The organism is Chengkuizengella axinellae (genome assembly GCF_030730905.1).
In the GTDB taxonomy this organism is placed as follows: Bacteria; Bacillota; Bacilli; order Paenibacillales; family KCTC-33759; genus Chengkuizengella; species Chengkuizengella axinellae.
This window is the reverse complement of the sequence record NZ_JAVAMP010000004.1, coordinates 262,915-287,225: the sequence shown is the minus strand read 5'-3', so window position 1 is coordinate 287,225 and position 24,311 is coordinate 262,915. Positions and strand designations below refer to the sequence as shown.

At 33.1% G+C, this 24,311-nt stretch carries 22 protein-coding genes and 1 pseudogene; 18 read left to right on the top strand and 5 right to left on the bottom strand.

Translation table 11 applies throughout. The annotated features are described in order from the left end of the window. Positions 1 to 430 precede the first annotated feature (430 nt). Positions 431 to 934 carry a GNAT family N-acetyltransferase gene (locus Q5Y73_RS12170; RefSeq protein ID WP_305992166.1) on the top strand — a complete coding sequence of 168 codons (504 nt, stop codon included), beginning with the start codon at positions 431 to 433 and terminating at the stop codon, positions 932 to 934. A 57-nt stretch (positions 935 to 991) separates the two neighbouring features. Here the strand turns inward: Q5Y73_RS12170 and Q5Y73_RS12165 are convergent, their stop codons facing one another. From Q5Y73_RS12165 to Q5Y73_RS12145, 5 genes are read right to left on the bottom strand one after another with little or no spacing between them, the layout of a single operon-like run. Beyond that, positions 992 to 2,212, bottom strand: a complete 1,221-nt coding sequence (locus Q5Y73_RS12165; RefSeq protein WP_305992165.1) for an ATP-grasp domain-containing protein — start codon at positions 2,210 to 2,212, stop codon at positions 992 to 994. A gap of 1 nt (position 2,213) precedes the next feature. Next, positions 2,214 to 3,479 carry an ATP-grasp domain-containing protein gene (locus Q5Y73_RS12160; RefSeq protein WP_305992164.1) on the bottom strand — a complete coding sequence of 422 codons (1,266 nt, stop codon included), beginning with the start codon at positions 3,477 to 3,479 and terminating at the stop codon, positions 2,214 to 2,216. A gap of 29 nt (positions 3,480 to 3,508) precedes the next feature. Continuing rightward, positions 3,509 to 4,510: an ATP-grasp domain-containing protein gene (locus tag Q5Y73_RS12155; protein WP_305992163.1), complete on the bottom strand. Its 1,002-nt coding sequence runs from the start codon at positions 4,508 to 4,510 to the stop codon at positions 3,509 to 3,511. A 45-nt stretch (positions 4,511 to 4,555) separates the two neighbouring features. Continuing rightward, positions 4,556 to 5,620: a PLP-dependent cysteine synthase family protein gene (locus Q5Y73_RS12150; RefSeq protein WP_305992162.1), complete on the bottom strand. Its 1,065-nt coding sequence runs from the start codon at positions 5,618 to 5,620 to the stop codon at positions 4,556 to 4,558. Continuing rightward, positions 5,610 to 6,527 carry a GHMP family kinase ATP-binding protein gene (locus Q5Y73_RS12145; RefSeq protein WP_305992161.1) on the bottom strand — a complete coding sequence of 306 codons (918 nt, stop codon included), beginning with the start codon at positions 6,525 to 6,527 and terminating at the stop codon, positions 5,610 to 5,612. Before Q5Y73_RS12145 ends, Q5Y73_RS12150 begins: the two co-directional genes overlap by 11 nt. Before the next feature lie 551 nt (positions 6,528 to 7,078). Between Q5Y73_RS12145 and Q5Y73_RS12140 the strand changes: the two genes are divergently transcribed. The 17 genes and pseudogenes from Q5Y73_RS12140 to Q5Y73_RS12065 all read left to right on the top strand — a co-directional run bounded on the left by Q5Y73_RS12140 (position 7,079) and on the right by Q5Y73_RS12065 (position 23,808). Next, positions 7,079 to 8,302, top strand: a complete 1,224-nt coding sequence (locus Q5Y73_RS12140; RefSeq protein ID WP_305992160.1) for an MFS transporter — start codon at positions 7,079 to 7,081, stop codon at positions 8,300 to 8,302. Further along, positions 8,299 to 9,489, top strand: a complete 1,191-nt coding sequence (locus Q5Y73_RS12135) for an ATP-grasp domain-containing protein (protein WP_305992159.1) — start codon at positions 8,299 to 8,301, stop codon at positions 9,487 to 9,489. The genes Q5Y73_RS12140 and Q5Y73_RS12135 overlap by 4 nt, the downstream gene beginning before the upstream one ends. A gap of 28 nt (positions 9,490 to 9,517) precedes the next feature. Further along, the gene (locus Q5Y73_RS12130) at positions 9,518 to 10,087 is read left to right on the top strand and encodes a GNAT family N-acetyltransferase (RefSeq protein ID WP_305992158.1); all 570 of its coding nucleotides are present in this window, start codon (positions 9,518 to 9,520) and stop codon (positions 10,085 to 10,087) included. Then, positions 10,038 to 11,165, top strand: a complete 1,128-nt coding sequence (locus tag Q5Y73_RS12125; RefSeq protein WP_305992157.1) for an alanine/ornithine racemase family PLP-dependent enzyme — start codon at positions 10,038 to 10,040, stop codon at positions 11,163 to 11,165. Before Q5Y73_RS12130 ends, Q5Y73_RS12125 begins: the two co-directional genes overlap by 50 nt. 14 nt (positions 11,166 to 11,179) lie before the next feature. Next, positions 11,180 to 12,310 (top strand): bifunctional diaminohydroxyphosphoribosylaminopyrimidine deaminase/5-amino-6-(5-phosphoribosylamino)uracil reductase RibD, encoded by a 1,131-nt coding sequence (gene ribD, locus Q5Y73_RS12120; RefSeq protein ID WP_371320198.1) that lies wholly within the window; start codon positions 11,180 to 11,182, stop codon positions 12,308 to 12,310. A gap of 45 nt (positions 12,311 to 12,355) precedes the next feature. Beyond that, a pseudogene (locus Q5Y73_RS24860) lies at positions 12,356 to 12,538 on the top strand (helix-turn-helix domain-containing protein); the annotation flags it as partial. A gap of 123 nt (positions 12,539 to 12,661) precedes the next feature. Then, positions 12,662 to 13,651, top strand: coding sequence for a tetratricopeptide repeat protein (locus Q5Y73_RS12115; protein ID WP_305992178.1), 990 nt, complete (start codon positions 12,662 to 12,664; stop codon positions 13,649 to 13,651). A 234-nt stretch (positions 13,652 to 13,885) separates the two neighbouring features. After that, entirely contained in the window at positions 13,886 to 14,944 is a 1,059-nt protein-coding gene (locus Q5Y73_RS12110; RefSeq protein WP_305992156.1) for a threonine aldolase family protein, read from the top strand. Beyond that, positions 14,937 to 16,094 carry an MFS transporter gene (locus Q5Y73_RS12105; RefSeq protein ID WP_305992155.1) on the top strand — a complete coding sequence of 386 codons (1,158 nt, stop codon included), beginning with the start codon at positions 14,937 to 14,939 and terminating at the stop codon, positions 16,092 to 16,094. Before Q5Y73_RS12110 ends, Q5Y73_RS12105 begins: the two co-directional genes overlap by 8 nt. Before the next feature lie 49 nt (positions 16,095 to 16,143). Then, on the top strand, positions 16,144 to 17,376 hold the full coding sequence (locus Q5Y73_RS12100; RefSeq protein ID WP_305992154.1) for an ATP-grasp domain-containing protein: 1,233 nt from the start codon (positions 16,144 to 16,146) through the stop codon (positions 17,374 to 17,376). Continuing rightward, positions 17,369 to 18,571 carry an ATP-grasp domain-containing protein gene (locus Q5Y73_RS12095; protein ID WP_305992153.1) on the top strand — a complete coding sequence of 401 codons (1,203 nt, stop codon included), beginning with the start codon at positions 17,369 to 17,371 and terminating at the stop codon, positions 18,569 to 18,571. The genes Q5Y73_RS12100 and Q5Y73_RS12095 overlap by 8 nt, the downstream gene beginning before the upstream one ends. A gap of 361 nt (positions 18,572 to 18,932) precedes the next feature. Then, positions 18,933 to 19,559: a hypothetical protein gene (locus Q5Y73_RS12090; protein ID WP_305992152.1), complete on the top strand. Its 627-nt coding sequence runs from the start codon at positions 18,933 to 18,935 to the stop codon at positions 19,557 to 19,559. Positions 19,560 to 19,603: 44 nt separating this feature from the next. Beyond that, on the top strand, positions 19,604 to 20,326 hold the full coding sequence (locus tag Q5Y73_RS12085; RefSeq protein WP_305992151.1) for a GTP cyclohydrolase II: 723 nt from the start codon (positions 19,604 to 19,606) through the stop codon (positions 20,324 to 20,326). 29 nt (positions 20,327 to 20,355) lie between these two features. Continuing rightward, the gene (locus Q5Y73_RS12080; protein WP_305992150.1) at positions 20,356 to 21,129 is read left to right on the top strand and encodes a formylglycine-generating enzyme family protein; all 774 of its coding nucleotides are present in this window, start codon (positions 20,356 to 20,358) and stop codon (positions 21,127 to 21,129) included. Positions 21,130 to 21,175: 46 nt separating this feature from the next. Further along, a complete protein-coding gene (locus Q5Y73_RS12075) occupies positions 21,176 to 21,796 on the top strand; it encodes an FAD-dependent oxidoreductase (RefSeq protein ID WP_305992149.1) in 621 nt (206 codons plus the stop codon). Positions 21,797 to 21,801: 5 nt separating this feature from the next. Next, positions 21,802 to 23,616 (top strand): WD40 repeat domain-containing protein, encoded by a 1,815-nt coding sequence (locus Q5Y73_RS12070; protein ID WP_305992148.1) that lies wholly within the window; start codon positions 21,802 to 21,804, stop codon positions 23,614 to 23,616. A 36-nt stretch (positions 23,617 to 23,652) separates the two neighbouring features. Then, positions 23,653 to 23,808: a hypothetical protein gene (locus tag Q5Y73_RS12065; RefSeq protein ID WP_305992147.1), complete on the top strand. Its 156-nt coding sequence runs from the start codon at positions 23,653 to 23,655 to the stop codon at positions 23,806 to 23,808. Positions 23,809 to 24,311: the final 503 nt, after the last annotated feature.

Here is a 24,311-nt window from a genome sequence, read left to right as displayed (position 1 = left end):
AACTGACTCTAGTTTAAAACAAACTACATCTTTAAAGTAAAGAAGGATAAAAATTGAAAAGGGAGGTTGGATTTCATGGGATTACTTTCAGTTCTTAAGGGAAATAAGAAGAAAAAGGATTGCTGCAACATTGAGATTGTAGAAGTAAAAAAAGAGGACAAATAAGTGTGATTATGAATAATAGTTTATCTCTTGTACCAAAGAGGATAAACTATTATTTTTTTTGTACTGAAAATATGAACATTAATGGATAAAGTTCATATTTAGAACGACAAATATCACATTATTCTTAGCCATAGAATCATCAGTACGTGATTTTTTATATGTTATAATCAACCTACAAAATTGTTCCAAACTCTTTTTATTAATATCATGAAAAGAGTTTTATCAATGGAATGATAAGTAATAAAAAAATTGGAGTAATGTGATCATGATACGAACCTTTAAAAAAGACGATGCAGAATATATTATCAATTCTCACTACGAAATTTACAATAAAGAATATCAGTATGATTTTACGTTTAAACAATTTGTAAAGGAAAAAGTAGAAGGAATAATATATAGGTCTAATAGTGAAAAGGAAAGAATATGGATCGTTGAAATGGATGGAAAACCTAAGGGTTCTATTGGTATTACTAAAGTAAATGATGAAGTTGCTCAGTTAGGATTGTTTTTAATAGAACCCTCCTTAAGAGGAACAGGTCTAGGCGGTAAACTAGTTCAAGAAGCGATCCATTTTTGTAGGGAAGCTGGATATCATTCTATTATGCTTTGGACAAGCAGTAAACATGTAGCGGCTAAACATCTTTATGAAAAATATGGTTTTATATTGAAAGAAACACGGGTTCAGAATTTATCTAATCAAGATTTGATTGAGGAGCGTTGGGAGCTTGAGTTGCACCAAGAATATAAACATAGGAGGTTGCTTATATAAATATATTTTTGGTGCAACGGTCAATTTACAATAAAATGATTGAAGAATTGTTATCTATCATAAGTTTCTTTCAGTGAGCTCCCAACTACATTCATTTTCAAACCATATTTTTACTTCATCTAGTCGATCAATAACTTGTTGAACTGTTTCTCCACAAACAACAAATGTAGCAATATAATCCATGGTGTGTTTTGCCTCCTTGTACACCTTTCCTAACTGAACTTTAATAGTTGACTCTACTACCCAGCTTGGTGCTTTTTTTTGTGGCAAGCAGGTGCACCGGCCTTCTTTACTTTTTATCATTATTTGACCAGAATATTTAGTAGGTTTTTGCTTAAAGGTTTTCTCTATTGGTACTCCACCTTGTAATTTTACCCAAAATTCACGAGGGTTGATTCCAAAGGATTGGTGGATCATTTCACCAATCCTTCCACCACCAATCCGACTTGCAATTTCACAGAAAATCAATTTATCCTCTGGTGTGTGGAACACTTCCGCGTGAAAGGGTGTATATTCTGAGGTAGGCAACACATTTAGTATATGGGTAACAAACTCAACTAAACGGTGTTTTAATGGATCATTAATGTCCAACATATAGCTTCCAATCACTCTAGAACGAAGTGAGCACCCATCGATATAACGAAAGGACCAACAGAGTATTATTTCTCCATTTAGTACCATGCCATCAACGTGATATAGATCACCAGATATATACTTTTCAATTTCATAATTAGATGATAGCTGTTTATACTTTGTTTTGAAACTGGACAAATCATCTTCATTATCAATAAAGTTGACAAACTCTGCCCCACTACCATCAACAGGCTTCAATACTACAGGATAACCGTACTCCAGAATAAATTTATTTATATCCTCCCAAGAAGTGATAAGTTGGAATGGTGGAACAGCTACTCCTCCCTCATGTGCTATTCTTTTCATCACCGTTTTATCACGAAAGGCAAGAGCGCTTTTCTCAGTTTGTCCTTCTTGAAGACATAATTGATCACGTAAACGTCCTGCTCGCACTAAATCGTATTCTGAGACAGAGATAAGTCTTTCAATGTTATGTTCTTTAGCTAGATCTAGTACTCGGTTCTCGACTTCATCATTATTATTATAATCTTTGAATGTTTCGATCTTGAGGTATTCCTTGTCTTGGTAATCGGCAACAGATTCTTCTGCATTCAGTAAAATAAGTTCTTTATCAGATGTATTCAGCCACTGATCATAGGGGAAGATGCTGTTTGTTGATTTATTTAAAATAATAATTGATGGCATTTTAGCTTGTACCTTCCTGTACTCTTATGTCATTACTTACAACAAAATCAACTGATATTGCTCCTGCTGCAGAACGACAATTAGCTGCAGCCATTTCTGCATTAGATCCGACTGTCCATAGATAGCCAATTTCACCGCGGAAATCAGTTGGCGAGGTGATCATGTCACCAGATTTTGCGGTAATTACTACTTTTTGCACCCCTGGATACTTTTTAGCTAGTTCTTCTCCTTTGATTTGACTGACTACTCCTTCACGAGTGGAATATATGAAATATTCAGAGGCACCAGCAATAGGATTGTCAGGGATGATAGGGGCTTTTCCAATGGCAATATTAATAATTTGTTTGTAAATATCAATATCGTAACTTTCCGAGATCATAGGACCAATCATCCCACCTCCCAAACGTGGATTCATTTCAACAATTACTGGTCCATTTTCAGTCAATATAAATTCAGTATGAGTCATACCATAATCAACACCGATTGCTTCATGTAGTTTACCAATAACTTTCTTTACCTTTTCAAACATATTTGGTTCTAATTGTACTGGAAAGGAGTCAGCTATTTCTACAAAGTGAGGGAGAGCTCCCATCATTCGATCAGTAATGCCAAGGAAAGTCGTTTTACCATCGTATGTAATTCCTTCTATACTATAGAGTGGCCCACAAACAAATTCTTCAAGAAGTATTAACCCGCTTGTAAGCTCTTTCTTCTCATGGATAATCGAAAATTTAGATAAAAGTTCCTCTTGATTACGGCATAAGAATACTTGTGCACTACCTGTTCCTCGTGATGATTTTATTATGCATGGATAACCCCATTTTTTAGCGATTTCACATGCTGTTTCAACATCATCAACGATTTGGAATTTTGGAATTGGAATACGATTTTCTTCACACACTAAACGAGTCTGATCTTTATTCCTAGCAATAGAGACCGCCTCAGGATTCATGAAATTCAAACTTAAATCACGAGCAACTCGAGAGACCGTTTCGATATGACCATCTGTCAAACAAATAATACCATCTACAGTATGCAATTCGTTTAATTGTTTTATCGTTACTTTTAAAGCACTCACACTATTTGAATCAGCAGTAATCAAGTTCTCCACTTTTTTTAAAATACTTGATTCCTCTTCACCTTTCATGTATCGCTGAGGGTCTTTGGACACAAAACTTACGTAAAGCCCTGTTTCACATGCACTTTTCACAACTTCTAAACCTGAACCAGATGTAGTAGCCTCAACGATAACAATATGTTTACTCATATTGATTTCTTCCTTTCTCCAATGTGTTTTTATAAAATAGAGTTAGATTTATTTAAGCAAGCATTAAGAATTGCTTCGATGACCTCATCAGTATGGTCAATACCTGTCACACTTTCGACACTCTCTACTCCACCTGGATTTACGATATTGAATTCCAACAAATATGGATAAGACATATCGATCCCAACAAAAGATATTCCATTATCTAGTAATCTCTTTGCCAACATTTCACAAAAGGATTGTTCTTCGGAAGTGAGGGTGTATTCTGCTATGCTGCCACCATGGAAATCGTGGGAACGATGATCATTTTCTGGCATGATTCTTCTGTACTGGCAAATTACTTTTCCTCCTGCTAAAATAACTCGTTTGTCTCCAAGCTCTTTTACTTCTGGAATATATTTCTGAATTAAGCAATATTTGTTCTGAAGGCCAATCAGACCAACATCTTTCGTTATAATAGATTGAGACATTGCATTACCTGTCATTGATTGCATAATGGTTTTTACGTTAGATTCATTTGGAAAGAGAGTGTATACATCTTCTCCGCAGCCAGCATTAGTTGGCTTGAGTACCCATTTCTCCTTACTTTTCTTCTCATAAATTGACCATAGCTGATCATAGGAGTTAGCAGCGTAGTTTTCGATTAAATGTTCCTTCGGTACGATAGCACCTAAATTATTTTTATTGTTTAAAAAGAGCATTCCTTCAACACTATTGACAAACGGTACACGTTTTGAGAGCATCCAAAGAATTTGCCAAACATCTTGAGCGATATTATGATGGGGTTGGTTCATTACCCAAATTAGATCATAGGTTTCTAATGATTTATGAGCAACTTCCCCTTTGGGATTTCCATATGGCTGATCCATTTTATCTGTGATTTCCAAAACATCTCCAAACACTTTATATTCTCGAGTTGTTAAAGAATTTACACCAACAAGATCTACTTTAACACCTTTATTTAAAAAACCATTTATAATATATGCCTGATCTACCTCACGAAATGAGCTAACAACGATAAGAATATTCACTTCAATTCCCCCTATTATGTTTATTAATATTAAAAAAATTGATTATTATAAAGCATGTACTACATCTTTAACTACAAGCTGTTGATGTTCTATGACATCTGAGATAGTTAGGTAAGACCAGGATTCAACAACGCTAGGAGCTTCAATACGGATGGGTGCGGATGGAAGCTGTCTTCTAATACCGTTCGATTTACGATAGGCTTCATTGTAGATTGTATTCGTGTAGCGATCACCTCGATCTGGGAATATGGCTACAATTTTTGTTTCAGCTGAAACCTGTCTTGCAATCCAACGTGCTACAGCGTAAACGGAACCGGAGCTATTGCCAGCAAATATTTTTTCTTTACAAGCTAATTCCAATGTGGCAGTGAATGCCTCTTGATCATTAAGCCAGTGAATCTCATCCATAACAGAATATTGTACGTTAGGAGCTATTAAACTATTGCCAAGCCCCCCTTGTAAACGATTTGCTCTATCGGGTTGTCCGAAAATGACACTACCGGTACTATCTACCGCAATTACTTTCAAATCGGCATTATATTTCTTTAAGGCTTTGGCACTTCCAGACAAAGAACCACCACTTCCTACAGCCCCTATGAGTATATCAACATCCCCCAAATCATGAATTAATTCATTGGACAGTTCTTCATAAGCTTTGGGGTTATTAGGATTTTCATACTGCCGAGGGCAAAAGGCGTTGGGGAGCTCATCCATTAATTGAGAAAGAAGTTCTAATCTTGCACTTTGCCAACCCTGATGCCCCATTTTATCGACCACATGAACATGACAACCGAGAGATTTTAACTTAGCCATAGTAATAGGATCAATTCTAGGGTCAGTAACAATATGAACCTCATGTCCAAGTAGAGTTCCAACAAGTGCTACTCCACATGCCATTGTTCCCGATGAACTCTCTATGATTGGGGTTCCCTCTTTTAAAATACCTGTTTTCTTCGCTTCGAGTATTATTTTTTTGGCTACACGATCCTTCATGCCAAAAGGATTTAACATTTCCATCTTGGCATAGAGCTGTCCAACGATTTTGTTGTCTCCACGTAATCTAACCAGTGGGGTACGTCCAATTGTATCTACTATTGAATTAGAAATCATGCCATGGGACCTCCTCTTTTTCTTGCCAAGAATGATATATCATAACTTCATCTGTTAGATTTTGAAGTGACTTAGATATTTTATTGACCTTGTTATTAAACAACTTATCTGTAGAATCGAGTAATATCCCTATGCAAGTCCCACTGTGAGATGTGATTATACCAAGTCCACCAAATTTATTACTTATCTCCAAGCATTCATTAAGGTATTTTTTAGGCCGTATCTCTTGATTTAGCACTGTACTTCGAGTAGCAATTCTTCCAATAGTTTTTAAGTCTCTATGTTTCAAAGCAATTTTCATATTAGAAAGTAATTGTTCATATTCTAATTGCTTATGTATGTTGTATTTCTTTGGTAGCTTATTAAATTGGATTGTATCCACAATACCTCCTTCATCTATTCCTACAACAGTAAGTGGTAATGAGCTTCTATAAAATTCTATTAACTCTACTTTTTTATGCTTAAAGCTGCAAATCCCTTGATACATGACACCATCTGTCGGTTCCAGCTTCATTAAAAATTGTTGTAGTAAATTGTTGGATAAATTGAGATTAAAGCAATTGGAAATAGCACGAGCTGTTGCCACCAAGTCTGCAGAAGAGCTGGCTAATCCTTTCCCTACTGGAATATTACTTTCTAATTCTAACCGTCCACCAAGGGGGAGATGATAATAATCCAATATCATTTTTACCAATCTTTGTGATTTGCGTTTTGAAGCAGGAAAGACGGTAATCACATTTAACTCAGGATCAGAGACAAATTTAGCAAAAGAGTAACATTTGATAGGAAAAGTTACGAGGAAATCAACCTGACCTGGAAGAGCCCCCTGCAATAATTCTCCAAAGGTTCCAAATGACTTCCCGACCCCAATCCGAACCGTTTTTATTTGTGTTTTTGTTATTAACAAAGTGATCCCTCCACCATATTTATAATATATCCATAGGTTTATAGTATTTATAAATATCTTTATTAGAGTTTTTTTCTAAAAAAACATTGTGCTTAATTTTAGAACCTCCTGCAGAAATATATTAACTTATCTAAACATCATTATGTATTGGGATAAAAAAATGTAAATTATAATGTAAAAATAATAATAAATATCCATAAATATACAAATAAATTAAATGAATGTGATTTGATAAATGAAATAAAGCGAGATGATCCAAATATACAAAGATAATGAATACTTTACCCAAGAAGTATCAGGTAGAGAGGTTTGTTGGGATTTAATATTAGTAAATGAAAGTCAAAAAGAGAAAGGGAATTTATAAACTTAAATAAAAATGAATTTATATCTTAATAGAAATAAATGAATAAACGTATTTCGGAAATGTAATAGAATTTTCCCAATATGTTTTTACCTTATTCATGTAATACAATGGAATAAATTATTTAAAAAAGTGAGATGGAAAGAGCTTATTGTAACATTTAACACATTATAAGGAAGGAGAGGTTAATATGAAATTCATTCCTAAATTGAATTTTTTTTCACCAATATTTATTTTAATTTTTGGTAGCTTTCTTGTAGGAGCCGCAAACTCTGCAATGATCCCTTTTTTAAGTATATTTTTGAGTAGAAATAGCAATCTTTCATTATCGGAAATTGGAATCATTGTAGGAATTTCTCCTTTTATGGGTATTTTTGGGGGAATTATTGGAGGGTATTTGGCTGATCGATATGGAAAGAAAGAGATTATGCTAATAACACTTTTGGTCACAATTGTATCTACTATCGGACTAACTCTCACTACCCATTTTTGGGTATTAATTATGATTAATGCAATATGTGGTTTTTCTCGAATTGCATTTAATCCAGTAGCCAGATCTATATTAACTGATCTTGTCAAATCTGAAATAAGGATGAAAATACTCAGCTATGATCAGACTGCTTTTAATTCAGGTTATGTACTGGGAATGCTATTAGGGTCCTTATTGATTGAACTTAACAGTCCAGCCCCATTATATTTCACTGCTACTATGACTGGAATTTTATTTCTTCTTATATTTTTTTGTATTCAAAAACCTGCTGGGTTTGCTAGAACTTTTAGTACATTAGATGTTAAAGAGAAACTTGGACTTGGACAATCCTTTGCGCTTATTTATCGTGACCGTGTCTTATTGTGGATTACACTAGGAGGAATTCTATTTAACATGGCATTTTTTCAACTTACCACAACCTTTCCTATCTTTATGGAATACAATTGGGAGTCAAATGGTATTCGATTGTACTCATTTTTAATCATCATTAATACCATCATGGTTATTGGTCTGCAAATTAAATTAACAAAAGTGTTGGAAAATAGGAATCCATACATACTCCTAACAATAGCATCACTCTTTGGAGCGCTGGCTTATACCATTTTTCAAATTGAATCTATCTGGATCTATGTTATAGCAATTATTGTACTAACCTTTGGTGAACTAATTTCGTTCATTGGTGTTCAACAAAGCACTTTAGACTTATCCTCTGAACAAACGAAAAGTACTTATTTTGGTTTTCGAAGTGTAACTTCTTTGGGAATTTCACTGGGGCCAGCCTTCGGTATGTTTTTATTGGACAATTATTCTGCTGCTATTATGTTAATTATTTGTTCTCTCGTTTTTTTGATTAGTGCAGGATGCTATATGGTGGCATATCAAACAAGAAATGTAAGAAAGATAGAAATGGAGGTAATAGTGTGAGTATTTTGATAATTAATAACTATAAGAAATATTTATATTCTGAACTGTTTCCTGAGGTAGTAGACAAATTGGTTGTGTTAAGCTCCCATCCACTACCTGACTCTGATCAATTTTTATATTTTGAACTTATAGAAGATATGTCAAATGCTTTTTATGCAGAACTTCGTGCAATAGAACTACATCAGACCTATTTTTTTACTTCAATAGTGGCAGAAGATGAATTTGACCTAGTACTTGCAGGTCGTTTACGAGACCACTTAGGTATTCCGGGTCAATCTGAGGCTAGTGCAATCGCTTTTCGAGATAAAGTGTTGATGAAAAATTACCTTAAAGATGAACTAATACTTCCTTTTTATCGACCGCTTGCAACCTTTTATGAATTGTTAGAGTTCATTGAACAGCACGGCTATCCAGTCGTAGTTAAGCCAAGGGATGGAGCTGCTTCTGTTAACCTTAATATCTTACATAACAAGGAAGAATTAATTGAATTTGCTAAAAAACCGTGGGAACACAATCTAATGGTTGAATCATACATTGCAGGTGAGATGTATCATGTTGATGCACTTATAAAAAATGATGAAACAGTTATTCTTTCCATATCCAAATATATAAATGGTTGCTTAGCCTTTACAGAAAGTAAGAGTTTGGGAAGCTATCAACTTCATCCCGATGAAATTATGTATCAACGTCTCAGTGATTATTTTTATAAGGTGTTGAGCTTTTATCCTACACCAAACATAACTGCATATCATTTAGAAGTCTACCATACAACTCAGGATGAATTCGTTTTTTGTGAAATTGCAAGCCGCATTGGAGGAGGATATATTCTTGAGACGGTTCAACATGCTTTTGATGTGGACATGAGCAGGTATTGGCTGCGTCATTTATGTGAATTGAATGAATCAAGAGGGACTCCAGTTCCTAAAGAATTGAGTGGGTGGCTTCTAATTCCACCTCAAAAAGCAAAATTAATTTTTCTACCTGAGAGCATTCCCTTCAATTGGGTGAAAAAATATGTAAAATCAGGAAAAGAAGGAATGTCCTATGATAATCCTAATCGGAGCATAGAACGAGTGGCTGGATTCGTAATTACGGATAATACCAGTCATGGACTATTAGAGAAACTTAAGTTTTTAGATAAATGGTATCGTGACCAGTTAATGTGGGAAGATATTGGAATTGTTTAACAGATGAAGATAAAGAAAGGATGATTCTATGTCTCAAAACGAGATTTACCTTGTTGGAAGTAAAGTAATCTTGCGTGATTTAACCTTAAATGATATAAAATCCATCTATGATTGGACCTATCTTGCTAAAGATCGTGAACATCTTAAATGGAATGCTCCTTATCATGATGTAAAACCTATGAGTTATGAGCAATTTTTGATACAGGAGCAGGAGCATCTCAATCGAGTTAATACTGAACGAGTACGAAACAAGTTAGTGATCGAAGCTGATGGCAAACTGATTGGCCGAGTTGGTTGGTATTGGGTGGACGAGACGACAAATTGGCTTTGCAATGGTCTAGTGATATTTGATTCAAATTACTGGTCAGGAGGATATGGTACTGATGCCTTCGAGATGTGGACAAATTTTATTTTTGAGAATATGAATGTGGCTCGAGTAGGTATCTCTACATGGTCAGGCAACGAACGGATGATCAGACTAGCAAGAAAAGTGGGCATGGTTGAAGAAGGATGTATTCGTAAAGCTAGGATCGTTAAAGGAAAATACTATGACTCAATTAAAATGGGAGTATTACGAGAAGAATGGGAAGAGAGATAAAGCTATGAAACCAATTCTAAATATGGATTTGATGAAAGTAAAACATAATACGAGTCAGATCGTTAGACTTGCAGGTCAATATGGTATTAGTGTGGCAGGGATTACTAAAGGTTGTTGTGGAAATGAAGAGTTTGCTAAAGCTCAAATAGAAGCAGGAGTAGATTTTTTAGCAGATTCACGTATTGAGAATTTAATGAAACTAGAACATCTTAACATAAAAAAAATGCTGCTTCGATCACCTAAATTGAGTGAAACAAATGAGGTGGTAAAATACGCTGACTATAGTTTGAATTCAGAAATTAAGGTCATTAGAGCTTTAGGAAATTCAGCAGCTAGAATGAATGAAGTACATTCTATCATCCTTATGATTGATGTAGGGGATTTACGTGAAGGTATCTGGTGTGAGGATATTAACGATATCTTCCATACCGTTGAATCTATCCTTAATATTGAAGGTGTACAACTTGAAGGCATTGGAACAAACCTTACTTGCTTTGGAGGAATCATGCCAACAGAAAAAAATTATGGGATGCTAGTAACTTTAGCGGAAGAACTCCGGCGTCGATATAATCTTTTACTGCCAATTGTATCTGGGGGTAATTCCAGCAGCCTTCAGATGATTTATGAAGGAAGGTTACCTAAAGGCATTACTCATCTACGTATAAATCAATCTGTCTTTTTAGGTTTTGAAATTGGTCATGGGAAAAAATTATCTGGTTGGGAATCAAATATTGTTACATTAGAGGCAGAAATTATAGAGATTCATAAGAAACCTTCGTATCCAAGAGGAAATCGTGCTAAAATGAATGCTTTTGGTAATATTCAGTCGTTTAAAGATAAAGGAATTAGAACAAGAGTTATTTTAGCAATTGGTAGACAGGATATGGATATGAATGGATTACATCCAATCGATCCAAATATTTCAGTTGAAGGAGCTAGTAGTGATCATTTAATTATAGACATAACAGATAGTAAGCATCATTATAGAGTAGGACAAATGATTAAATTTGATGTTGTCACATATTCGAGTATTATAACAGCTATGGCTTCTTCATTTATCCAGCAAAAAATAGTATAGGAAATATTTATATTTTGATAGTGACAAGAGGTGATATATTGCAGCAATTGAACGATGAAACTTATATGAGACTAGCTTTACAACTAGCAGAAGCAACAAAAGGACAAACTACTTTAAATCCTGTTGTGGGTTGTATCATCGTAAAAAAAGGAAGAATTATTGGGATGGGTGCACACTTGAAGATGGGTACGGAGCATGCTGAGGTGCAGGCTTTACAGATGGCTGGAAAAGATGCAGAAGGTAGCACAGCCTATGTAACATTGGAACCATGTAGTTATTATGGGAAAACTCCAGCTTGTGCAGAACGATTAGTAAAAGAAAAAGTAAGTAGAGTTGTGATTGCATGTCAAGATGCCAACCCTCAAGTCTCTGGTCATGGAATTCAAATATTAAAAGATGCAGGTATAGAGGTAGAAGTAGGTGTACTAGAAAAACATGCTATTAGGTTGAATGAAATGTTCAGTAAATTCATTACAAAAAAGATGCCTTTTGTAACATTAAAAACCGCATCTACTTTAGATGGTAAAATTGCTTCAAAAACGGGAGACAGTAGATGGATTACGAATGAAACTTCACGTGAGTATATTCACACGTTGAGACATCAGCATCAAGCTATAATGGTTGGAGTTGAGACCGTGATTGCAGATGATCCATCTCTTACGACAAGACTTCCTGTTATAGGTCTACATCCTATTCGGATTATTGTGGATTCGAATTTACGAACTCCACTTGATTCAAAAGCGATACAGGATAAAAGTGCAAAGACCATTTTATTAACTACTGAAAATGCACCTTGTAATACAATAGACCATTTTAAACAACAAGGTATCAGTGTCATAATATGTGGAAATAATAAACACGTTGATTTAGTAATAGCAATGCAACAATTAGCTGAGCAAGGAGTTGGATCCATCTTATTAGAAGGTGGGGGCAGGTTAAATGGAGCGATGTTAGAGGCTAAATTAATTGATAAAATTATATTGATGTATGCACCTAAAATTATAGGTGGAGAAGTCGCACCTGCTAACTTTCATTTCAAAGGTTTTGAAAAAATGAGTGAATCGATAGTCTTAGAAAATTTAGTGACTCATAATTTTAATAATGATATATGTATTATAGGTTATCCTAATTATATTAGTGATTGATTTTACCTATTAAAATAAAATCTAAAAGAACGTGAAGATTTTCATATTTGGGAGGGGTCTGATATAGATATTGGAGAAAAAATAAGACAAATTCGTATACATAAAAAACTGACTCAAGGAGAATTAGTAGAAGGGATTTCTTCTATAACCTATTTAAGTAGAATTGAGAATGGGAAGATTAAACCATCGAATTCATTTTTAAATGATATTTGTCAAAGATTATCTATTACAATCGAAGATATAACAGGAAATTATAGTCAAGCACACAAAGAAGAAAAAATAGAAGAGATTGTAAATAAGTATGTAGATAATGAGACAACAATCGATGATCAAGACCTTACATTCTTGCACATGAATTCTATTGAAGTACATACTCAACATCTTTTGGCTAAAATTTTTGGGGTATTAATCGGTCATTACACTAATCATAATGTAGAGGAAACAGACAAACTATATGATGTTTCTAAGAGAGTCATAAATGAGGATTCAATTCATGATCATTATCATAAAGATTTTATTTATTTATATCGAAAATATGGCAATTACTTTTTTACAAAACAGCTTTATGAAAAGGCAAACTACTATTTAACAAAAGCTGAGAGACTTATTGAAGATGAATTTTCTATGGAAAGTGCAAAATTTTATTATAATATTAGTATAGTAAAGCAGCGTATTTTAGAAGATAAAAGTTTAAGTCTAATTTACTCTAAGAAAGCATTGCATATATTTGAAATGAATAATTTCACAATGGGAATTATAAAAACCATGATTACAATAGCGGTTCAGTATCATTTGATGGATCGCTTAGAAGAATCTTTAAAATACCTAAACACTGCTCAAGAACGACTTGAAGAAAAAGAACGAATTGATTTTCAACTACAATCATCTATTGAATATAACATTGGTAGAGTCTATCAAAAAATGGAAGATGATGAACTAGCTATTTTTCATTTTGAGAAAGCGATTGACATTATCGATAGTCTAGAAGTGAAAAAGGATAAAATATATTCTTATAATGCCATGTTAGAAATCTATCTCAAAAAGAAAAATTGGGAAAAGGTAGATCATTATTTATCTATAGCGTTAGAAATTGCTAATATTAATAATTTATCTTATCTTTATGTGGAGTTAAATGGAATAAAAGCACAAATTTATAAAAGTAGAGGAGACGAACTTTATTACGAGAAACAAATGAAAAAGACAATTGATTTAGCATTACAAGAAAGTCAAACTTCCTTGGTTACATCCCTGGCCGAAGAGTTGGCAAATTATTATTATGAATATAGATTCTATAAAAAAGCATCTGACTATTATCGTATATCAAATGGAATTATAGAATAACAAATAAAGAATTTAACATCATAAGCTTTCATTCTGTATTTATTATTGAGCAGAATGAGAGCTTTTTTATTTACTTAGCTTTATACATTGAGTTTGTTAAATCCTTAGAAAAATACATTGTTTTAATTCATTAAAATAATACAAAACTTTACTTCTTACATTAAACAATTTGTGTAAATTACAATTTAATTAACAAATAACATTTAAATAATTTATGTGAGGTGTTCTTAGGAAATGATTGATATGAGAAGTGATACGTTAACCAAACCATCAGAGGAAATGCGTGAAGTAATGAAGACTGCTATTGTAGGTGATGATTGTTATGGTGAAGATAAAAGTGTAAATGATTTAGAAGAATATTGTAAAGATTTATTTGAAGTTGAAGGTGCGTTATTTATTCCAAGTGGAACAATGGCAAATCAAGTGGCTATAAAAGCTCATGTAGATGAGGGAAATGAGATCATAACTGAAGCAAATTATCATATTAATTTTTATGAAAGTGCTTCTACTGCGATACTTAGTAGAGCTGTTTTGAATTGTGTGAGAAAAAAAGACGGAATCATTACTAAACATGATGTTGAAGAGCTTATAAACTCAAAACCTAGAGGTGCATTATACTCAAAACCTCAGTTAGTTAGTATTGAAAATACAATAAATTATTATCAAGGAAAGACGTTTCCAATCGAAACTATCAGATCTTTATATCATTATACTAGGGAGATTGGTATATCTCTTCATTTGGATGGAGCTAGATTATTTAATGCACATATTGCAACAGGAATTCCATTAAAAGAATATGCTAGAAACGTTGATAGTTTGAGTGTTTGTTTTGCTAAAGGTCTTGGTGCACCTTACGGATCTATGCTGATGGGAAATCAAGAATTCATAAAAGATGCTAGGGCAATTAGAAAACAATTTGGTGGAGGCTTACATCAAATAGGTATATACGCAGCTGCTGCTCAACATGCATTAGATTATCATTTGCTTGATATACACCGTGATCACCAACTTACAAAGGAATTGGCTATATTATTAAATCAGATTCCTGAGATATGTATAGATATTGAAAATATAGAAACGAATATGATTTTTTTAGATTTAAACAATTTAACTCTGGATACTAGTAACTTTATAAAAAAGTGTAAAGATTATGGATTATTAGTTTTCGATTGGTTGCCTGGGATTGTAAGGATTGTTATCAATAGAGAAATAACAGCAGCAGATATATATATAGCAGCAGAAATTATAAAAAAATCAGTAAGAAATTTAACAAAGGAGCCGGCTTATGCTTAAAGTAAAAAATGAAGGATTGCTCAATTTTTTCATCAGAGCTTTTAATTCCATTGGTTTTTTTATCATTATTCCACTGTTATCCATTTGGCTAATTGATGTTAAAGATTTAGACATAGGAAAAGCAAGTATCATTGTTGCATCATTTACTTTTATGTCCAAGGCTGGAAGTGCATTTGTAGGTGGAATCATTAACAAGCTCGGATTAAAGAACAGCTTAATTGTTGGATTATTTGGATCTGCACTTATACTCCTTCTAATGACATATTCTAATAACTATTTAATGTTAATGTTATTAGTCATTACCTTAGGAATCTTTATTTCCTTGTATAATATTTCCTTAAAGACACATATCTCAATGTATGAGGAATCTAAACGGTTAAGTTCATATGCATTGCTTAACATCGCAGTAAATGTGGGTTCAGCAATTGGTCCTTTACTGGGTGGGATCATATTAGATTGGAATCCTAACTACTTGTTAATGATTGGAATGTATAATTATATTTTTGCAGGAATCATTTCCTTATTACTACCTAAAGTTCAATTAAATCGCGGGAAAAGTATAAGCTTTATTGAGTTTATTAGATATGGAAAAGATAATAGCAGTTTGAAGGTATTTATTAATTTTACATTATTTACTTCTATCTTTTGGTTTTTATATATTCAAATATTTACTACATTTCCTATTGTATTTTCGGATGGTTTTACAGGAAAAACGATCGGAATTCTATTTACAGTAAATGCTGTAACTGTAATTTGCACTCAGGGAATATTTCCTAGAATTCAATCTTACCTTTCTAAAAAAATGTGGTATTCCATTGCTTTTATATTAATAACCATTTCTTTCTTCATTCTTTGGTTTGCACCTAACATTACTTATGTAGTAGTTGCTATTATTTTGTTTAGTATTAGTGAAGTAATATGGGTTCCTACAATTGATAGTGATTTAGTTTCTAACAGAGGTGGATTAAGTTCTTCATGGGCATTTGGAATAGCAGGAGTTGTTTGGGGATTAGGTGAATCTCTGGGAGGTTTTATAGGTTTAAATATTTATAATTACTTCAATAGTCATACGTTTTTATTATTATCTTTACTTTCAACCTGCATTTTAACACTATATCTTATAACCTCCAAATTAAAAGTAAATTATTAATTCCATAATTGTAATAAATACAATAACAATAATGAAGGAGAGAGAGTATATGAGCAATAAAATTTTATTTATAGAGACAAATACTACAGGAACTGGATCAGAAGCAATGAAGATTGCGAAGGAGAAAGGTTATGAAGTTCACTTTTGGACTTCCGACTTTGATCAATATAAAACAATGGAAGATAATCATCCTCAAAAACTTGCTGATGAAAGCCTTGTTATCGATACTTATGATGTTGATAAAATGAAGGAATTTATAAAAAAGAATCATTTGAATTATTCTGGAATTTTAGCATTTGATGATTACCATCTTATACCTGCTGCAGTGTTAGCAGAGCATTTACATTTACCAGGACATCAAATTCCTTCTTTAGAAAAAGTAAGGAACAAAAGGAAGATGCGTGACCACATCAGAAAGAATAAATTTAAACAGATATCACAACCAAAGTATAGTGTAGTTTCTTCAATGGAAGATATAGAAAAGATGAGTTTAAAATATCCATGTGTTATTAAACCAGTAGATGATAGTGGAAGTAATGGAGTAACAATCTGCAAGTCTGAAGAGCAGTTAAGAAACTCATTACGAAAAGAAATGAAAAGGGAAATAAATGAAAGGGGTTATCAACTTGAAAAAGAGTGGCTTATTGAAGAACTTATTGTTGGAAAAGAATTTTCTGCTGAAATGATATTTTCTAACTCAAAATGGAACCTTATTTCAATTACAGAGAAAGAAACATATGGTAGTCATTCTGTGGAGTGTGGTCATGTGACTGGGTCTTTAAACATCCCTGTAAATAATCTACAGGATAAATTAGCTAACCTTCTTCATTTATTTGAACTTGATTTTGGATCTGCTCATATCGAATTTTTTATTGATGAAAATGATGTCTATTTAGTAGAAATTAATCCTAGGTTAGCAGGAGATTGTATTCCAGAATTAGTAGAAATTTCAACAGGAGTTAATATGATAGAACATGTTGTGAATCAATCAATCGCGATAGATATTGGTATACAAAATAAGAAGCGAAAGTATGCATCTATTCAGTTTGCCCTGCCATTAACTTCTGGGAAATATGTAGCAGTAAAAGAGAAGAGAAGAATAAAAAATATGGCAGGCTTCATAAGAATGAGTATTAATAAACTCCCATATCACTCTACTAATATAAGAAGTAGTTATAATCGCTTAGGTTACATTATTACAAAAGGAGATTCGAAAGAAGAAGCTCAAAAAAAAGCGAAAGAGGCAATAAATTTATTAGAATGGAGTGTAGTAAATGGATAAATTAATAGTTATTTTAGGACCAAGTGAATATGGGGTGCTTGCAGCAATAAAATTAGGTTTTAAATGTATTGTAATAAGTCCAAGATCTTCAGAAATACCTAATGTTGTGTCAGAGCGAGTCGATAGTATTATTTTAGTAAATAGTTTAGAGGATACAGATGAAATTCACCAAAAATTAATAGACATAACAAAACGTTATACTAAGATTGATTTAGTTACTAGCTTTACTGAAATGGGATTAGAATCAGCAGCCATTCTTAGTGAACAACTTGGATTGCCAACTAATCAGTGTAAAGTAGTTAAATCTACTAGAGATAAATCAAGAATGAGAGAAATATTTTCTGACAATCATTTATTAAAGCTTAATTATAAACTGGGATATATTCATGAATTTGAAAAAAATATTTTGCCCATTCCAGTTCCTTTTATTATAAAGCCTTTTGATGGTGTGGGAAGTAAAAATATATTCTTTATAGATAATCAGGAGAAATGGACTGAATGGTTCTTAAAGCATAGCAATAAGGATTATAACAAATGGATATTTGAACCTTTTATTGAGGGACCTGAATATAGTGTTGAAATAGTTTCATCAAATGGAGATCATTTTATACTAGGGATTACTGAGAAAACCACATCTGAAAACCCACATTTTATTGAAATAGGCCATACTACACCGGCAGCAATAAGTCAAGAACTATATGAAAATATTGTACATATAACGAAGGAAGCATTAACAACGATAGGTGTTGAGTATGGACCTAGTCATATTGAAGTTAAAAGGAATATTAAAGACAATAAAATAGTTGTTATTGAAATGCATACAAGACCTGGAGGGGACTATATACCATATTTACATAATCTATCAACTGGTTTTGATCAGTATGAGCTGGGTATAAAGTCACACTATGATTCATCTGTTTTGAAGCTGCAAATTCCTCAACATACTCAGTGTACTTCAATTAAGTTTTTGTCATTTGAAGAAGGAACACTATTAAGTAAAGGTTTTTTAGATGAGATTACGGATGATAATATTCATCAATGGTCTATATATTATAATGTCGGTGACAAAATTAAGAAAGCCGTTGATTCTCATACTCGAGCTGGGCATGTCATTGTAAAATCGAATTCTAAAAAATTAAATGAGCAATCCATTGTTTTTTTTGAGGATAACTTAGATATTAAATTAAAAAAATGAATACTAGATTAAAAATAGCTTTCATTCTGCCTTTATTTAAGCAGCGTGGGAGTTTTTTTGTGTTTCAGCATTTTTCCTTTGTATATTTTGTTAAATTTGATTGAAAAACACATAGTTAAATGCAAGAAAATAAAGTGAAACTTTACTTCTTACATTTAACATTTTGCATGTATTACAATTTGATTAACAAATGACAGAGAGGAAAAAAATAAATGAAAAAATATATAGTTTCTTTAATTTTAGGATTAAGCTTAACGGTTCTTTTAAGTAACACATTCATAGTATCGAATAATGATTATCTTGTTGAAGAGCAGCAACCGGGAGGGTTTAATATTAACATTACGAAATTGGGGTAAAGAAAATGAACAGAATTGATGCAAGAAAAACCATAATTGATTATTTACATGACATAGCTCAAGAAAATATAAATTTGATTAAAGAAATTCCTTGTATAATCCAAAAAGAACAGGAAGGGTACTCAGTAATAGCGCCACCGATACCAATGATGCATAAAAATGTGCTAGGACAATTATTATACGAATCATTTAAAACAAGTTCAAATGTAGGAATGGAGAACAACCTTCTACCTATTGTAATTATTTTAGAAGACTTTGTAATTACTGAACTTGAAGAAAAAGGATTCTATGTATTCCATCCTTATAAGCAAAGTTTTATCAAACTAAAGAGTGTTGATGTGAATGTTCAAAATAAGAAAATTGAACAAATAAAACAAGAAAATAACATCCAATCTCATTTGCTAATTGGTTATACAACATGGGGAGAGGAAATACATTCACTTTCAGAAGAAGTCACAGATGATTTTAGTATAATGACGGATCAATTGAGAGAAATGTTGAAGCTTCATGGTGAGTTGGATGATTATTGCCACATCTCATCTGATAAATTATTTGATTCAATTCAAATTCATGACAGTAATATAAATCCTATTTATATGGTGCAATGGATTTTAAAAAACACATTAAGTTGAAGAAAAGTAATCTTTTAAACAAGTTTAAATGGAAGGTGGATAAAATGATAAATGAAGTTTCAATTGAATTGATTAAAGATAAAATACAAATTATTGAGCATCATGAGCAAAAAATTTGTTTGGTTGGACCAGTACAAATGCCGATAACATTACATGAGAGTACAGTATTTTTTCAATGGTATACATGGATGGATGTAACTGATCTACACATAAAAGATAAGAGGCAATTTATTCAATCGCTCCCTAGTTTAGATCTTGCAAATTTACAACAGTCTTCTGTTTTAACTTTTGGTAACTTTGAAGAGAGCGAGGATGCTTGGATAAGAATGCATAGTATTTGCCACACAGGAGATATATTTGGAAGTAAAAAATGTGACTGTGGGTTTCAATTACAAAAATCGATTCAAAAGATTGTGGAAAATCAATGTGGGGCACTGTTCTATATTGCGAATCAGGAAGGAAGAGGGATAGGGTTATTAAATAAATCACTGACTTATATATTGCAAGAAAATGGATATGACACACTTGAAGCAAATACTTCTCTTGGATTTCAGGAGGATCAACGTAATTATGAAGAGGCAAGCATCGTATTGAATCATCTCAGAAAGAAATCAGTTTCATTGATGACGAATAATCCTTTAAAGGTAAATGCATTGCGATTAATGGGTGTAAATATATCTAAACGAGTTTCAATATGGGGAAATTCTTCTCAGTACAATTATAGATATATTCATACCAAAATTAATAAATGTAAACACATTATATAAAAAAGTTAGTCAGGATGAGGAGGATCAATATGACTTTGGAAGTAGATTTTCAGTGGATTAAAATCCCTGAAGGGGAAGCATTTATAGGAAGTAGTAGGGAGGAAATTGAAGAGGCGCACGAATATTGGAAAGATAAGTTGCTAGAGCCAAGGTATGAAAGAGATTTTAAAGACTGGTTAATGAAAGAATATCCTAAACATCAGGTTCATATAGAAGCTTTTGAAATCTCAGATATACTCGTTACTAATCAGCTGTATAAACAATTTTGTGACAGTACTGATATACCTTATCCTGAAAGTATATTGAAGCAGCCAGGTAAAGATGACCATCCTGTATGGGGTATGAGTTATGATGAGGCATTAAGTTTTTGTTTATGGATTTCTAAGGAAATGGATATGATCATCTCAATCCCTTCAGAACATCAGTGGGAATATGCAGCTAGAGGTCCATTAAAGACACAATACCCTTGGGGGAATGAATTTGACGATAGTGTATGTAATTCCATTGAAGCTGGTGTAGGTTCTACAACACCTGTTCGAAAATATGGAAGTGGACGTTCCTATTTTGGAGTATATGATATGGGAGGAAATGTAGAAGAGTGGACAAGCACCATATATGAACCTTACAAAGGTGGAGATTTTATTGAAGATGATCTCATTGAAACACTAGGGGAAAAATATCCCGTACTAAAAGGAGGATCTTTTGCTCGCGGAGGAGACTTGTGTCGTGTAGCTAGACGTCATGGAAGGCATCCTGATGAAGTTTTTAAATACACTGGCTTTAGAATAATTAGAAAATTTTGAATATTCAGTATATAAATATTTAGATTAATAATAGGAGGTTGTATTTATGAGTAGTGAAGTCAAATATGATGCAATGATTATAGGTTTAGGACCATCGGCTTTAAGTGCAGGAATGTATCTAGCTGATGGTGGGCTTAGAACATTAATGATTGGTGAACAACGTTCTCAGATGTATGCAGCATTTGTGGATAATTACTTGGGTTTTCCTGAAGGTTTTGATGGGCCAGAACTATTAGAACTAGGATTAGAACAAATCAAACAACGCGATGTACAAATATATGAAGATAAGATATCTGAAATTAAATATTATGATTCTCACATTGAAGTCATTTGTGGAGAAGGAAGTTATATAGCTAATAAATTGATTCTTGCTTGTGGACAAGGTGCTGGAATGAAATGTGCTGAAATCTCAGGAGTAAATTTGGAAGAACATAATGAGCCATATACTCAGAAGAAGATAACAATTGATGAAAATTGTAAAACATCAATTCCTAATGTTTATGCAACAGGTACAGCAGCAGGTGTCTCGTCTCAAGCTATTATTGCAGCAGGACATGGTGCCCAAACGGCATTAAATGTACTAAGCGATCTTCATGGTGAGAGAATAACATTCCATAAAAATATTGGATACCAAGAAGAACTACAAAAAGTAGAATCTGGAGGGTGAATGACATGAAAAATCATGAATTTAGAAAACATCGTGGACCTGTAACAAGTGTAGCACATCTTGGTGGGAATGAAGTTGTTACTTCAGCATATGATGGAGCCGTTGCTAAGTTCAATTTAGTAGATAATCAAGTAACATTATTGGGTTATCATGATCATTTAGTAAATAAAATTGTATCTAATCAAGAAGGAACTAAAGCAGCGTCTTGTTCTTCCGATTACACAATCAAAGTTTGGGATATAGTTCGTGGTAAAGTTCAAATTACCTTGTTAGGGCACAGTGATGATGTAGAAGATTTTATGTTTATTAATGATGAGCTTGGGGTTTCTGCATCAAGAGATCATAGAATACTTGTTTGGGATTTAACTACTGGAGCAGTGAAAACAGTAATAGATGGTCATGAAAAAGATGTACTGTCTTTAGCTTACTTTGACCAAAAGATCTTCTCATCTGGAGATGATAAAACCTTACGTGTTTGGGACATTGACACAGGAAAATTAATTCATAAATGGGGTCCATTTGAAGTTGAGACAGATACTTGTGCGATAGATATTAACAAAAAAAGAGTGGTATTAGGTTGTGATGATGGATTCATTCGGGTATTTAGTATAGAAAATGGAGAGTTAGTAAAAGAAATTAACGCCCATCAATCAGGGATTAAAAAAGTTGCTATTTCTCCAGAAACTGGAGATATCTTATCAGCGGCATACGATCAAAATATCATTATTTGGAATAGCGATGATTTTACTTCAAAAGTTGCTTTGGAGAATATTCCTACAAAGTGGGAGAGGTCATTAGTCTGGTCACAAGATGGGAAGAACGTTTTAGCTGGTACGTTTGATGGAACCGTACTTGTTTGGGAAGCACAATCTGGTCAGTTTATAAAGGAAATTGGGGACAATCAATATGAAGTAGGGAATGTTTGTTTTAACGAAATTGCAATATCTAATCAGAAGATGGCATTAGTTAGTGATGATGGGTTTATTAGAATGGGAGAGATGAATCTATATCCTAACCAACCCTTTCATATAGTAGAACCTCAATCTGGTAGGTTCTTAATGAATGCTGTAGCGTTAAATGAGCAGAGTAATATTTTAGCGACAGGAGCTCATAATCAAAAAGTACATTTATTTCATTTTAAAAATAGTCAACTTTTCAAGAAAAAAGAAATGTTTTTAGGAGAAGGGCCTATTAATACAATTAGATTTTCTAAAAACAATCAGTTATTTGTAGGATGTTATAGTGGTGCAATCGTTCATATGAACTCTGAAGGGGAGGTTTTAAGCAAATTATTAAACGTACACGAAGGGGCTGTAAAATCTTTACGCTTACATCCAGTGGAAGATTATGGTCTTAGTTGTTCAGCTGGAGGAGAAATAAAAACATGGAATTTCAAAGGTGAAGTAATGAATCAATTTCTTGGTCATACTGCCATTATTAATGATGTAGACTTCTCACCTTCTGGTCAATTAATTGCAAGTGTAAGTAGAGATTTTACTTTGAAAATATTTGAGTTTTCTACAGGAAAGTTATTACATTCATTTTGTTTAGGTAAACGTTCATTGAAATCCGTTTGTTTTGTAGGTGAGGCAATGGCTGTTGTAGGTGATTATTGGGGCAATTTATATACTGTTAACTTAACAAATGGAAAAGTGATTTCCAAAAAAATAGCTAACAATGGAATTAGCAGTGTTGCAAGCAACGAAAATGTAGTACTTGCTGCATCTTACGACGGATGTATTTATTGTGTAGACCCTACAGTACTTCATTTGCTTCAAGTTAAAAAGGAAATGCTTCAGCGTCTAGATAAAGCTGTTTAATTAATAACTAAAGAGATGGAAGAGAGGTTAAAAATAATGCAAAAGAAGAAAATGGGATGTAAAGATTTTTGTAAACGTGCATGTTTTTCTTGCAGAGTAGAACAAAATGTGAAGTATACAAATATTGAAGATGGTAAGAATTCTTTGTTATATACCAACGAAAAAGAATCTATGAAAGTTCACGTAGGTTAATATATATTTTTTTACTAACTATGGAGGTGTTAGAAGATGTCCAAGAGAAAGAAGCCAGTAAAGCGAATTGCAGGAAATAGCGTAGCGATAGGAGTTTAATAAAACCTAATATAAATAGGACTAGTTGAGGAGGTGTAAGAAGATGTCTGAGAAAAAGAAGCCAGTAAAGCGAATTGCAGGTAAGAATGTACCCGTAGGAGTTTAATAAAACCTAATATAAATTAGGACTAGTTAAGGAGGTGCAAGAAGATGTCTGAGAAAAAGAAGCCAGTAAAGCGAATTGCAGGTAAGAACGTACCCGTAGGAGTGTAATAAACCTAACATAAATTAAGACTAGTTAAGGAGGTGCAAGAAGATGTCTGAGAAAAAGAAGCCAGTAAAGCGAATTGCAGGTAAGAACGTACCCGTAGGAGTGTAATAAAAACCTAACATAAATATTTCTAGTCAAGGAGGTGCAAGAAGATGTCCGAGAAAAAAAAGCCAGTAAAGCGAACAGCTGGAAA